The sequence below is a fragment of the Massilia sp. UBA6681 genome (genome assembly GCF_002454935.1).
Taxonomy (GTDB): domain Bacteria; phylum Pseudomonadota; class Gammaproteobacteria; order Burkholderiales; family Burkholderiaceae_D; genus Telluria; species Telluria varians.
In genome coordinates this window covers 22203-34619 of record NZ_DKJX01000085.1, presented here as the reverse complement: position 1 = coordinate 34619, position 12417 = coordinate 22203, and the positions used below count along the sequence as shown (strand labels likewise).

At 65.2% G+C, this 12417-nt stretch carries 14 protein-coding genes; all 14 read left to right on the top strand.

From position 1 onward, the window contains the following. The first annotated feature begins 32 nt into the window (after positions 1-32). Positions 33-2093: an NADH-quinone oxidoreductase subunit L gene (nuoL, locus tag B2R83_RS15025; protein WP_292042830.1), complete on the top strand. Its 2061-nt coding sequence runs from the start codon at positions 33-35 to the stop codon at positions 2091-2093. Positions 2094-2130: 37 nt separating this feature from the next. Next, positions 2131-3630 (top strand): NADH-quinone oxidoreductase subunit M, encoded by a 1500-nt coding sequence (locus tag B2R83_RS15020; RefSeq protein WP_292042827.1) that lies wholly within the window; start codon positions 2131-2133, stop codon positions 3628-3630. 27 nt (positions 3631-3657) lie between these two features. Then, positions 3658-5151, top strand: a complete 1494-nt coding sequence (gene nuoN / locus B2R83_RS15015) for an NADH-quinone oxidoreductase subunit NuoN (RefSeq protein ID WP_292042824.1) — start codon at positions 3658-3660, stop codon at positions 5149-5151. 13 nt (positions 5152-5164) lie between these two features. After that, a complete protein-coding gene (locus B2R83_RS15010; protein WP_036205815.1) occupies positions 5165-5491 on the top strand; it encodes a DUF2818 family protein in 327 nt (108 codons plus the stop codon). A 33-nt stretch (positions 5492-5524) separates the two neighbouring features. Continuing rightward, positions 5525-6082 (top strand): NUDIX domain-containing protein, encoded by a 558-nt coding sequence (locus B2R83_RS15005; RefSeq protein ID WP_292042817.1) that lies wholly within the window; start codon positions 5525-5527, stop codon positions 6080-6082. A gap of 3 nt (positions 6083-6085) precedes the next feature. Beyond that, positions 6086-6784: a hypothetical protein gene (locus tag B2R83_RS15000; RefSeq protein ID WP_292042814.1), complete on the top strand. Its 699-nt coding sequence runs from the start codon at positions 6086-6088 to the stop codon at positions 6782-6784. Then, positions 6781-7533 (top strand): 2-C-methyl-D-erythritol 4-phosphate cytidylyltransferase, encoded by a 753-nt coding sequence (ispD, locus tag B2R83_RS14995; RefSeq protein ID WP_292042812.1) that lies wholly within the window; start codon positions 6781-6783, stop codon positions 7531-7533. Before B2R83_RS15000 ends, ispD begins: the two co-directional genes overlap by 4 nt. Before the next feature lie 6 nt (positions 7534-7539). Then, positions 7540-8058: a 2-C-methyl-D-erythritol 2,4-cyclodiphosphate synthase gene (ispF, locus tag B2R83_RS14990; protein ID WP_292042810.1), complete on the top strand. Its 519-nt coding sequence runs from the start codon at positions 7540-7542 to the stop codon at positions 8056-8058. A gap of 79 nt (positions 8059-8137) precedes the next feature. Continuing rightward, entirely contained in the window at positions 8138-9394 is a 1257-nt protein-coding gene (locus B2R83_RS14985) for an MFS transporter (RefSeq protein ID WP_292042805.1), read from the top strand. A gap of 4 nt (positions 9395-9398) precedes the next feature. Continuing rightward, positions 9399-9707, top strand: coding sequence for a hypothetical protein (locus tag B2R83_RS14980; RefSeq protein WP_292042802.1), 309 nt, complete (start codon positions 9399-9401; stop codon positions 9705-9707). 78 nt (positions 9708-9785) lie between these two features. After that, entirely contained in the window at positions 9786-10340 is a 555-nt protein-coding gene (locus B2R83_RS14975) for an NADPH-dependent FMN reductase (protein WP_292042800.1), read from the top strand. Continuing rightward, complete coding sequence (locus B2R83_RS14970; protein WP_292042797.1) at positions 10330-10791, top strand: VOC family protein; 462 nt, start codon at positions 10330-10332, stop codon at positions 10789-10791. Before B2R83_RS14975 ends, B2R83_RS14970 begins: the two co-directional genes overlap by 11 nt. Then, entirely contained in the window at positions 10788-11702 is a 915-nt protein-coding gene (locus B2R83_RS14965; protein ID WP_414674431.1) for an ion transporter, read from the top strand. Before B2R83_RS14970 ends, B2R83_RS14965 begins: the two co-directional genes overlap by 4 nt. Positions 11703-11835: 133 nt before the next feature. Further along, a complete protein-coding gene (locus tag B2R83_RS14960) occupies positions 11836-12414 on the top strand; it encodes a phasin family protein (protein ID WP_292042794.1) in 579 nt (192 codons plus the stop codon). Positions 12415-12417 lie beyond the last annotated feature (3 nt).

Genomic DNA, 12417 nt, shown 5'->3' with positions numbered 1-12417 from the left:
GGCTGATTAACAATAACGATTAAGGTTCAACAATGGCGGGGCAACTCTCTTCCTCAATGTTACTGGCGGTGCCTCTGGCGCCGCTGGCGGGCTCGGCGATCGCCGGCCTGCTCGGCACCAAGTTCTTCGGCAATGTGGTCGGCCGCAAGGTGTCGCATACGGCGACCATCCTGGGCGTGCTGATCGCGCTGATCATCTCGGTCCAGACCCTGATGGCCGTGCTCGATGGCGCGACCTTCAATGAAGACATCTACACCTGGATGACCGTCGGCACGCTCAAGCTGGCCGTCGGCTTCCAGATCGACACGCTGTCGGCAATGATGATGTGCGTGGTGACCTCCGTCTCGCTGATGGTGCACATCTACACGATCGGCTACATGGCCGAGGACGAAGGCTACAACCGCTTCTTCTCGTACATCTCGCTGTTCACCTTCTCGATGCTGATGCTGGTCATGTCCAACAACTTCTTGCAGCTGTTCTTCGGCTGGGAAGCGGTGGGCCTGGTCTCGTACCTCCTGATCGGCTTCTGGTATACCCGTCCGACCGCGATCTTCGCCAACATGAAGGCCTTCCTGGTCAACCGCGTGGGCGACTTCGGCTTCATCCTGGGCATCGGCCTGCTGCTGGCCGCTTCCGGCACCATGCAGTACACCGAGGTGTTCGCCCAGGCCGACAAGCTGGCCGGCATGACGGTTCCGGGCATCGGCTGGCCTCTCTTGACGGCCGCCTGCATCTGCCTGTTCATCGGCGCGATGGGTAAATCGGCGCAGTTCCCGCTGCACGTCTGGCTGCCGGACTCGATGGAAGGCCCGACCCCGATCTCGGCGCTGATCCACGCGGCAACCATGGTTACCGCCGGCATCTTCATGGTGTCGCGCATGTCGCCGCTGTTCGAACTGTCGGACGGCGCACTCTCGTTCATCATCGTGATCGGCTCGATCACCGCGCTGTTCATGGGCTTCCTGGGCATCATTCAAAATGACATCAAGCGCGTTGTTGCTTATTCCACGCTTTCGCAGCTGGGCTACATGACCGTCGCCCTGGGCGTGTCGGCCTACTCGGTGGCCGTGTTCCACCTGATGACCCACGCCTTCTTCAAGGCGCTGCTGTTCCTCGGCGCGGGTTCGGTCATCATCGGCATGCACCACGACCAGGACATGCGCAACATGGGCGGCCTGCGCAAGTACATGCCGATCACCTGGATCACCTCGCTGCTGGGCTCGCTGGCCCTGATCGGTACCCCGTTCTTCTCGGGCTTCTACTCGAAGGACTCGATCATCGAAGCGGTGCACGCCTCGAACCTGCCGGGCGCCGGCTTCGCCAACTTCGCCGTGCTGGCCGGCGTGTTCGTGACCGCCTTCTACTCGTTCCGCATGTACTTCCTGGTGTTCCATGGCGAATCGCGCTGGAACAACCCGAAACCGCATAGCGAAGGCCACGATTCGGATGCGCACCACGAGGAAGACGAGCATGGTGACGACCACCATCACCACGGGCTGCAGCCGGGCGACAAGCCGCACGAGTCGCCGCTGGTCGTGACCCTGCCGCTGATCCTGCTGGCGATCCCGTCGGTCATCATCGGCTACCTGGCCATCGGCCCGATGCTGCATGGCGACTTCTTCAAGGACGTGATCTACGTCAACCCGAGCCATCCGGCCATGGCCGAGCTGAACGAAATGTTCCATGGCGCCGGCGCGATGGCAATCCACGGCCTGCAGACCGCACCGTTCTGGCTGGCACTGGCGGGCGTCGTTGCTGCCTACTACTGCTACATGGTCAACCCGCGCGTTCCGGCCTGGTTCTATGCCAAGTTCAAGTTCCTGCACACCCTGCTGGACAACAAGTACTACATGGACAAGTTCAACGAAGTCGTGTTCGCCGGTGGCGCGCGCGCCGTCGGTGGCGGCCTGTGGAAAGTGGGCGACCGCGGCCTGATCGACGGCCTGCTGGTCAACGGTTCGGCCAAACTGGTGGGCTGGTTCTCGACGATCACCCGTACCTTCCAGACGGGCTATATCTATCACTATGCATTCGTGATGATCGTCGGCGTGCTGGCAACGTTGCTGTGGTTCTTCCCGTTCTGGCGCGCTTAATGCAGGCACAGATAAGAGAAAAAGCGAAAAGCGAAAAATGATGCAGTCAATTTCTACATTTCCTCCTTACCTGAGCCTGTCGATCTGGCTCCCGATCCTGTTCGGCATGATCGTGCTGGCGGTCGGCCGTGACAAGAACGCCGGTTTCGTACGCCTGCTGTCCCTGGTCGGCGCGGTCGTCAGCTTCCTGCCGACGCTGCCGCTGATCATGAACTTCGACAATGCCACCCACGGCATGCAGTTCTATGAGTCGGCCGCCTGGATCGAACGCTTCAACGTGTTCTACAAGCTGGGCGTTGACGGCCTGTCGCTGTGGTTCATCCCGCTGACCGCCTTCATCAGCATCATCGTGGTGCTGGCGGCATGGCAGGTGATCGAAGAGCGCGTGGCGCAGTACATGGGTTCCTTCCTGATCCTGTCGGGCCTGATGATCGGCGTGTTCGCCTCGCTGGACGGCCTGCTGTTCTACTTCTTCTTCGAAGCCACCCTGATCCCGATGTACATCATCATCGGCGTGTTCGGCGGCCCGAACCGCGTGTACGCGGCATTCAAGTTCTTCCTGTACACGTTCTTCGGCTCGCTGCTGACCCTGGTCGCGATCATCTACCTGTACAACCAGTCGGGCAGCTTCGACATCCTCGAGTGGCACCGCCTGCCGCTGACGATGAACGAGCAGATCCTGATCTTCATCGCCTTCTTCATGGCCTTCGCCGTGAAGGTTCCGATGTGGCCGGTGCACACCTGGCTGCCGGATGCCCACGTGGAAGCGCCGACCGGCGGTTCCGTGGTGCTGGCCGCGATCATGCTGAAACTGGGCGCCTACGGCTTCCTGCGTTTCTCGCTGCCGATCACCCCGGACGCCTCGCAGTACCTGGCGCCGGTCGTCATCGCTTTGTCCCTGGTCGCCGTGATCTACATCGGCCTGGTGGCGATGGTGCAGAAGGACATGAAGAAACTGGTCGCGTACTCGTCGATCGCCCACATGGGCTTCGTCACCCTGGGCTTCTTCATGTTCAACGACCTTGGCGTGCAGGGCGGCCTGATGCAGTCGATCTCGCACGGCTTCGTGTCGGGCGCGATGTTCCTGTGCATCGGCGTGCTGTACGACCGCGTCCACTCGCGTGAAATCGCCGACTACGGTGGGGTGGTCAACACCATGCCGAAGTTCGCCGCCTTCGTCGTGCTGTTCTCGATGGCCAACGCCGGCCTGCCGGCCACCTCCGGCTTCATCGGCGAATTCATGGTCATCCTGGGCGCCGTCGAGTTCAACTTCTGGACCGGCGTGGCCTCGGGCACCGCCCTGATCCTGGGCGCCGCCTACTCGCTGTGGATGGTCAAGCGCGTCGTGTTCGGCCCCATCGTGCACAAGCACGTGGCCGAGCTGACCGACCTGAACGGCCGCGAGTTCGCCATCCTCGGCGTGCTGGCCATCGCTACCCTGGTGATGGGCCTGTATCCGGCGCCGATCGCCGAGACGCTGCAGGTGTCGGTCACCGACCTGCTGCAGCACGTCGCAGCCGGCAAACTGCCTCAATAAACTGACATGAACGAAATGAACTCCACAATGTTAGCGGCAACCGACGCCAACCTGGCGCCGGTCTATGCCGAAATCTTCCTGCTGATCGCGGCTTCCGCGATCCTGCTGATCGACATGTACATGAAGGCGGGCAAGCGCAACCTGACGTATGCGCTCAGCCTGATGGCCATCGCCGGCTGTGGCGTGCTGACCTTCGCCAACATGGGTACCGGCGCGACCGTGTACACCTTCAACGGCATGTACGTGTCGGACCCGATGTCCAACCTGCTCAAGCTGGTGACCTACGTGGCCACCGCGATGACCCTGGTGTATTCGCGCCAGTACGCGGAAGACCGCGCCATGATGTCCGGTAACCTGGGCGGCGAGTTCTACGTGCTCGCGCTGTTCTCGATGCTTGGCCAGATGATCATGATCTCGGGCAACAGCATGCTGTCGATCTACCTGGGCGTGGAACTGATGTCGCTGTCGCTGTACGCGCTGGTGGCACTGCGCCGCGACCACGCGATCTCGACCGAAGCCGCGATGAAGTACTTCATCCTGGGCGCGCTGTCCTCGGGCTTCCTGCTGTACGGCATGTCGATGATCTACGGCGCCACCGGCTCGCTCGACCTGACCGCCATCAACCAGGCCAGCGCCGCGGTCGATGCGAACCGCAACATCCTGGTGTTCGGCCTGGTGTTCGTCGTTGCCGGCCTGGCCTTCAAGCTCGGCGTGGTCCCGTTCCACATGTGGGTCCCGGACGTGGTGCAGGGCGCCCCGACCGCCGTCACCCTGCTGCTGGGCGGCGCACCGAAGCTGGCGACCTTCGCCATGGTGATTCGCATCCTGGTCGAAGGCCTCCCAAGCATGGCCTTCGACTGGCAGCAGATGCTCCTGGTGCTGGCCGTGCTGTCGCTGGCCGTGGGTAACATCACCGCGATCGCGCAGACCAACATCAAGCGCATGCTGGCCTACTCGACCATCGCCCAGATGGGCTTCGTGGTGCTGGCCATGATGACCGGCATCGTCGACGGCGACAGCAGCAATGCCGCCGCCTCGTACAGCGCCGCGATGTACTACACCATCACCTACGTCCTGACCACGGTCGGCAGCTTCGGCCTGATCATGATGCTGGCGCGTGCCGGCCATGAGGCCGAGACCATCGCCGACTTCAAGGGCCTGGGCAAGCGTTCGCCATGGTTCGCGGTCGTGATGACCGTCCTGATGTTCTCCCTGGCCGGCGTGCCGCCGATGGTCGGCTTCATGGCCAAGTGGGCGGTCCTGCAGGCTGTCGTGAACGCGGGCATGGTGTGGCTGTCGGTCGTGGCCGTGCTGTTCTCGCTGATCGGCGCCTTCTACTACCTGCGCATCGTCAAGACCATCTGGTTCGACGAGGCAGCGGACACCGCCCCGATCAACACCTCGGCCGACATGCGCGCCGTGATGTCGATCAACGGCGTGGCCGTGGTGGTGCTGGGTATCGTCCCGGGCTGGCTGCTGGCGGTGTGCTACACCGCGATGCAGGCAACCCTCGCCAAGTAATCAGGCAAGCCGGGTGGATTCCTCCCTCGCTGCCTGGCTGGTGGTCGCGATCTCGCTCGCGGCCGCCAACCTGCCTTTCCTCACCGAGCGCGTGTTCGGTCTTGTACCCCTGAAGACCAGCACCGCCGGTGACGGCCCGCGCACGAAGTCCTTCCCGCTGCGCCTGTTAGAGTTAATTGTTTTATACTTCGTCGTCGGCTTCCTGGCTCGCATGCTGGAATCCCGGATCGGCGGCGTGTTCGCGCAGAACTGGGAGTTCTATGCGATCACCGGCTGCCTGTTCCTGGTGCTGGCGTTCCCCGGTTTCGTCTTCCGTTACCTGCGCAAACGCCGCGCCTGATTTCCCGTACCGCAGTACCAGACTGGAGACCGCATGGTGTCAGATTTACGCGAGACCCGCATCGACGGCGGCGTCGTCTACGACGGCCACTTCCTGAAGGTCGAGAACGACCGCATCAAGCTCCCCGACGGTTCCATCACCCAGCGCGAATTCATCCGCCATCCCGGCGCAGTGGTCATCCTGCCGCTGCTGCCCGACGGCCGCGTGCTGCTGGAGCGCCAGTTCCGTTATCCGAACTCCCAGGTCTTCATCGAATTCCCGGCCGGTAAGATCGACCCGGGCGAGGACCACCTGGCCTGCGCCAAGCGCGAGCTCGAAGAAGAAACCGGCTACACGGCCGCCAAATGGCGCTTCGTCTGCACCATCCACAACGCCATCGCCTATTCGGACGAGCACCTCGAGCTGTTCCTGGCCGAAGACCTGAGCGCCGGGGAACAGAAGCTGGACGAGGGCGAGTTCCTCGAAACCTTCAGCGTCACCGTGCCCGAGCTGCTCGAGATGGTCAGGCGCGGCGAGATCACCGACGTGAAGACCATCATCGGCAGCTTCTGGCTCGAGAAGATCCTGTCCGGCACCTGGAGTCCCGCCTGAGATATGCGAGCTCTGCTGGCGCTGGTGCTGTGGTGCTGGGCGCTGGCGGCCACGGCCGCGGCGCGTACCGAGTTCCAGGCGCGCTGCGAGGACACGATCGGGGAAAGCCTGTCGGTGCTGACCGGCACCCAGAACGGTTTTCGGATCGACAACACCGTCGGCGCGCGTGCGCTGACGGCGATGAAGGGCCGGGCGCGACCCGGGCAGCTGGTGCTGGGCCTGACCCGCACCGAGTCGCGCGTGAGCATCCATGTCGGCGGGCGCCTGCTGGCCGACGAGGCCAGCGGTTACGAATGCATCGCGCCGCACATCGACATCAAGCTCTACTACCCGCCGATCGTGGTCTACATCAGCCGCGAGTTCCGGCCCGGCTCCTGCGCCTACGAAGAAGTGCTGGCGCACGAGATGCGCCACCTGAACGCCTACCTCGACTACCTGCCCAAGGCCGAGGCCCGGGTGCGCCTGGCGCTGGCGCGGCGTTTCGAGGACAAGCCCCTGTATGCGCGCATCGGCCAGGCAAAAAGCCTGCTCCAGCGCGAAATCGACCGCGGCTGGATGCCCTATATTAAAAGCGAGATGGCGAAGGTCGAGGCCTTGCAGGCGGCAATCGACTCGCCGCAGGAATATGCCCGTCTCGGCAAGGTTTGCGGAGGTGAGGTACAGTCTTTGCTTGGCCCTTTACAACGAAGCAAGCAAAAATGACAAACCCGGCAGTAGCAACACCGTCAGAGTATCCGCAACGCTATTTCGCCTTGCTCCCCGCGGCCGGGGTCGGCGCACGCATGGGCGCGAACAGTCCCAAGCAATACTTGCAGATCGGCGGCAAGCCGATGCTGCGCCACACGCTCGACGCCTTCCGCTCGAGTCCCCTGATCGCGCATACCTATGTGGTCGTGAGCGCCGACGACCCGTTCATCGATGCGGTCGTGCCGCAGGACGGCGTGACCGTCCTGCGCTGCGGCGGCGCCACCCGCATGGAGTCGATCCGCAACGGCCTGCGCGCACTGCACGGCAGCATCGGGCTCGACGACTGGATCCTGGTGCACGACGCGGCCAGGCCCGGCCTGGATGCGGAACTGATCGAGCGCCTGATCGTCGAAACGGGTGAACATCCGGCCGGCGGACTGCTGGCCCTGCCCGTGGTCGACACGGTCAAGCGCAGCAGCGCGGGCGCGGGGGCTTCATCCCTTGCGACGGTCTCGCGCGACGGACTCTGGCTGGCGCAGACGCCGCAGATGTTCCGCTACCAGCTGCTGCTGCGGGCGCTCGATGCGGCGACCGACCCGTCGGCGATTACCGATGACGCCAGCGCGGTTGAAGCGCTGGGACTGGCCCCCAAGTTGGTGGAAGGACATCCCCGCAACCTGAAGGTCACGCTGCCTGCCGATATCCGGATCGCCGAGATGTACCTGGCAGCCTACCGAACCGATCCAAACAACGAAGCGAACTGAACGACCATGACACAAGCATCCTGGAATCCCACCCCGCCGTTCCGCATCGGAACCGGCTACGACTGCCACGCGCTGGTCGAAGGGCGCAAGCTCATCGTCGGCGGCGTGACCATCCCGCACCGCCTCGGCCTGCTCGGCCATTCCGACGCCGACGTCCTGCTGCACGCGATCATCGATTCGCTGCTCGGCGCGGCGGCCCTGGGCGACATCGGCAAGCATTTCCCGGACACCGACCCGATGTTCGCCGGCGCCGACTCGCGCACGCTGCTGCGCGAAGTGGCGCACCGCGTGGTGGCCACCGGCTACACGATCGGCAACATCGACGCCACCATCATCGCCCAGCAGCCGAAGATGGCGCCGCACATCCCGCAAATGGTCTCGCGTATCGCCGAAGACCTGGGTGTGTCGCCGCAGCAGGTCAACATCAAGGCCAAGACCAACGAGAAGCTGGGCTTCCTCGGGCGCGAGGAGGGCATGGCGGCCGAGGCGGTCGCGATGCTGATCCGCGCCGTCGAACCGGGTTGATCTAATGCATCTCTGACATGTGCGTGCATATGCACTATAATCCTTTCGGTGGGCATTTCGCCCGGCCGAGGAGGCGCACATGAACCAAGAGACGATGACGCCGCGCGCGGCCTGGATGCTGATCCTGGCCGCCAGCACCATCCTGATGATCACGATGGGCGCCCGCCTGACCACGGGCCTGTTCCTGTCGCCGATCAACACTTCCACCGGCCTCGGCGTGGCCAGCATCAGCTTCGCGATGGCCGTGGCCCAGCTCATGTGGGGCGCTTCCCAGCCCGTGTTCGGCGCCATCGCCGACAAGTACGGCGCAGCCAGGGTCATCGTCGTCGGCGGCATCATGCTCGCCGCGGGCACCGCCGCCACGCCTTTCATGGATTCCGAGTGGGGCCTGCTGCTCACCATGGGCATCCTGTCCGCCGCCGGGGCAGGGGCAGGGAGCTTCTCGATCCTGATCGGCGCCACCGCCCAGCGCCTGCCGGCGCAGCGCCGCGCCTTCGCGTCCGGCTTCATCAATGCGGGCGGCTCCTTCGGCCAGTTCGTGTTCGCGCCGCTGATGGGGGCGATCATCGCCGGCGCCGGCTGGGTGATGGCGATGCTGACGATGGCGGCGGCGACCCTGCTGACGATTCCCCTTGCGCTCGGCATGCGCCGCAAGCCCGCGCTTGCGCTGCCGGCTGCCGGCCACGCCGCCGCAGCGGCCGCCCCGTCGGCCCCGGGCATCACGCTCGGCCAGCAGCTGCGCCAGGCCATGGCCGACCGCAGCTACCTGTGCCTGCACCTGGGTTTCTTCACCTGCGGCTTCCACATCGCCTTCCTGGTCACCCACCTGCCGCAGGAAGTCGCGCTGTGCGGCCTGCCCGCGGGCGTTTCGGCTACCGCGCTGGCCCTGATCGGCCTGTTCAACATTGGCGGCAGCCTCGCCGCCGGCATACTCGCCAGCCGCTATCGCATGAAGTCGCTGCTGGCCATCATCTATGCCAGCCGCGCCGTGCTGATCGTGCTCTACCTGCTGGCCCCGAAGACGGCGCCGACCTTCTACCTGTTCGCCGGCGCCCTCGGCTTCACCTGGCTGGCCACCGTGCCGCCCACCGCCGGCCTGGTGGGCAAGCTGTTCGGCATGCGCTACCTGGCGACGCTGTTCGGCATGACCCTGCTGTCGCACCAGATCGGCGGCTTCTTCGGCGCCTGGCTGGGCGGCCTGTCGTTCGTGCGCTTCGGCGACTACACCTGGATGTGGTACGCCGACATCCTGCTGGCGCTGGCGGCCGCGCTCATCAACCTGCCGATCCGCGAGGCGAAGCTAGTACGCCCGGCGCCGGCGGCCGCGAAAGGCTGAGCGGATGGCGCGCGAAGCCTGGACCTATCGCGAGGTGGCCGTCGAGTCGGCTGTCGATCCGCGCAGCGGCCGGGTACGCATCCGTCCGGTTTCGGGGCAGGCCTACGCGACCTCCCTGCGCGTGCAATGCGCGCGCGCGCTCAGCGATCCTGAACGCTATCCGGTCGGCACGCACTTCCTGGTGTCGGCCAAGCTCACCGACCGCCTGGGCGGCGAGCCTTTCCTGTTCGTATGGCATGGCGATCCGGTGGTCGTGATGAAACCGGCCCAGCTCAAGCGCTTCCTGGAAGAGCGCAGGCGCCTGCGTATCTAATACCCAGGCGGCTCGCTCTGCGGGATCGTGCAAAACTGGTTAACATCAGGTTTTGTGACCGAACCCGAAAGGAAGAACATGAGCACACGGAACATCGCCATCATCGTCGGCAGCCTGCGCAAGGACTCGTTCACCCGCAAGGTAGCGCAATCGATGATCGAGCTGGCCCCAGGCAGCCTGAACATGGAGATCGTCGACATCCGCGACCTGCCGCTCTACAACCAGGACGACGAGACCGACAACCCGCCTGCCGCCTTTACCGCCTTCCGCGACCGCATCCGGCAGGCCGACGGCATCCTGTTCTGCACCCCGGAATACAACCGCTCGGTGCCGGGCGCCCTGAAGAATGCGGTCGACGTCGGCTCGCGCCCCTACGGCAAGGCGGCCTGGACCGGCAAACCCTGCGCGATCGTCAGCGTCTCGCCCGGCGCACTCGGCGGCTTCGGCGCCAATCATCACCTGCGCCAGATGCTGCCTTTCCTGGACATGCCCTGCATGCCGGCGCCGGAAGCCTATGTCGGGCAGGTGGCGGGCAAATACGAGGGCGAGCGGCTCATCGACGATTCCAGCCGCGCCTTCTTCCAGACCTTCATCGACACCTTCGCCGCCTGGGTCGAGCGCCATGCCAAGTGATCACCCGATCCCGGTACGCGGGCTCGACCACATCGTGCTGCGCGTGACCGACCTGGAGGCCATGATCGCCTTCTATGGCGAGGTGCTGGGCTGCCGGGTCGAGCGCCGCCTCGACGACATCGGCCTGGTCCAGCTGCGCGCTGGCCATTCCCTGATCGACCTGGTGCCGGTGGAGAGCCGGCTCGGGCGCGAAGGCGGCGCGGCGCCGGGCGTGGGCGGACGCAACCTGGACCATCTGTGCCTGCGCGTCGAGCCCTTCGACGAAGCGGCGATCCGGCGCCACCTGGAGGCGCACGGGGTCGCTGCCGGTCCGGTCGAAACGCGCTACGGCGCCGAAGGCGACGGTCCCTCGATCTACCTGCTCGACCCCGAGCGCAATACCGTCGAGCTCAAGGGTGCGGCCTACCATGTCGCCGAACCGGGGACGGGCGCAGCGCCGCAAGCGCGATGAAAGCGGGAAGGAACGGAGGAGCCGGGGCGGGGCCGGCTCGCCGCCCCGACAAGGCGCTGCTGCGCTACGGCCGCGCGGACGGCTGGCGCGGGCGCATGTACGACCTGATCTTCCTCAGCGATTCGCCTTCCGGGCGCCGCTTCGACATCGTGCTGATCGCCGCGATCCTGCTCAGCATCCTGGTGGTGGTGCTCGAGAGCGTGCCCGCGATCGGCGTGCCTTACGCGCCGACCATGCGCGTGCTCGAATGGTTCTTCACGCTGCTGTTCAGCGCCGAGTACCTCGCACGCCTGCTGTGCGTGCGCCATCCGCTGCGCTATGCCACCAGTTTCTTCGGCCTGGTCGACCTGCTGTCGGTGCTGCCTACCTACGTCTCGCTGCTGGTGCCGGGCAGCCAGGCGCTGCTCGACATCCGCATCCTGCGCCTGCTGCGCATATTCCGCATCTTCAAGCTGACCCTGTACATCGAGGAATACACCCGCCTGGGCGAGGCGCTCGCGGCCAGCCGGCGCAAGATCATGGTCTTCCTGTCGGTGGTGCTGATGGTGGTGCTGATCATGGGAACCGTAATGTACGTGGTCGAAGGGCCGGCGCACGGCTATACCAGCATCCCGACCGCCATGTACTGGGCCATCGTCACCATGACGACGGTCGGCTACGGCGACATCACGCCGCACACGACGCTCGGCAAGGGCATCGCCTCCTTCATGATGCTGCTCGGTTGGGGCATCCTGGCAGTGCCGACCGGCATCGTCACCGCCGAGATGACGGCGCGCCGGGTCGACCGCCGCCACGGTCCGGCGCGCCTCGAGCGCGCCTGCGCGGCCTGCGGCAGTACCGGTCATGAGGGCGGTGCGCACTTCTGCAAGGATTGCGGCGCCGAACTGCCCGCCGCGCCGGCCCGGCGATGAAGTCTGGCCAGCGCACGTTTGGTTTACATCAAACGCGCACCTGGCCCCCTCTTTAGCCTTCTACCTTCGTGCCACGGACCGCTTTGCCGGCCGTGGCGTGCCTTTCCTTGCAAGCACATACGGAGGTCAACGCATGTACTTCTTTCCGCACACCCCGGCCGTGCGCTCCCACGTGGAGGCGCAGACCGCGTTTCTCAACGATATGTCCAAATCGATGTTCCGCTCTTTCCAGCAGATGTGCGACCTGAACATCCAGCTGGTCCAGACCCTGGTCGAGGAGGGCACCCTGGCGAGCCAGCAGGTGCTGAGCACCGACCGCCAGACCGAGCTGTTCAGCGCCGCCTCGGCCCGGGCTCAGCCCACCACCGAGAAGCTGCGCGCCTACCAGCAGCACATCTCGCGCCTGGCCGCCGACTCCCAGGTCGAGCTGGCGCGCGTGACCGAGCAGCACGTGCAGAACACCTCGCGCACCGCGCGTGCCCTGGTCGACGAGGTGGCGCGCAGCACCGCCGAGGAAACCGAGCGCAATATCCGCAACCAGCAGGAGGCGATGCGCAACGTCGCCGATCCGTTTGCACGGCCCAACGGCGAGGCGCGCGCCACGGCGGGCGGCAACAGCGAGCCACAGCGCGGGCAGCAGGGCGCGGGGCAAGGCGGGCAGCAAGCCCGCAGCAGCCAGGGCGGCCGACCGGAGGGCGCCCAGACCCATTGAACG

Coding starts and splice junctions, on each gene's coding strand:
- nuoL (WP_292042830.1), top strand. CDS start 33: ATGGCGGGGCAACTCTCTTCCTCAATGTTACTGGCGGTGCCTCTGGCG.
- B2R83_RS15020 (WP_292042827.1), top strand. CDS start 2,131: ATGATGCAGTCAATTTCTACATTTCCTCCTTACCTGAGCCTGTCGATC.
- nuoN (WP_292042824.1), top strand. CDS start 3,658: ATGTTAGCGGCAACCGACGCCAACCTGGCGCCGGTCTATGCCGAAATC.
- B2R83_RS15005 (WP_292042817.1), top strand. CDS start 5,525: ATGGTGTCAGATTTACGCGAGACCCGCATCGACGGCGGCGTCGTCTAC.
- B2R83_RS15000 (WP_292042814.1), top strand. CDS start 6,086: ATGCGAGCTCTGCTGGCGCTGGTGCTGTGGTGCTGGGCGCTGGCGGCC.
- ispD (WP_292042812.1), top strand. CDS start 6,781: ATGACAAACCCGGCAGTAGCAACACCGTCAGAGTATCCGCAACGCTAT.
- ispF (WP_292042810.1), top strand. CDS start 7,540: ATGACACAAGCATCCTGGAATCCCACCCCGCCGTTCCGCATCGGAACC.
- B2R83_RS14985 (WP_292042805.1), top strand. CDS start 8,138: ATGAACCAAGAGACGATGACGCCGCGCGCGGCCTGGATGCTGATCCTG.
- B2R83_RS14980 (WP_292042802.1), top strand. CDS start 9,399: ATGGCGCGCGAAGCCTGGACCTATCGCGAGGTGGCCGTCGAGTCGGCT.
- B2R83_RS14975 (WP_292042800.1), top strand. CDS start 9,786: ATGAGCACACGGAACATCGCCATCATCGTCGGCAGCCTGCGCAAGGAC.
- B2R83_RS14970 (WP_292042797.1), top strand. CDS start 10,330: ATGCCAAGTGATCACCCGATCCCGGTACGCGGGCTCGACCACATCGTG.
- B2R83_RS14965 (WP_414674431.1), top strand. CDS start 10,788: ATGAAAGCGGGAAGGAACGGAGGAGCCGGGGCGGGGCCGGCTCGCCGC.
- B2R83_RS14960 (WP_292042794.1), top strand. CDS start 11,836: ATGTACTTCTTTCCGCACACCCCGGCCGTGCGCTCCCACGTGGAGGCG.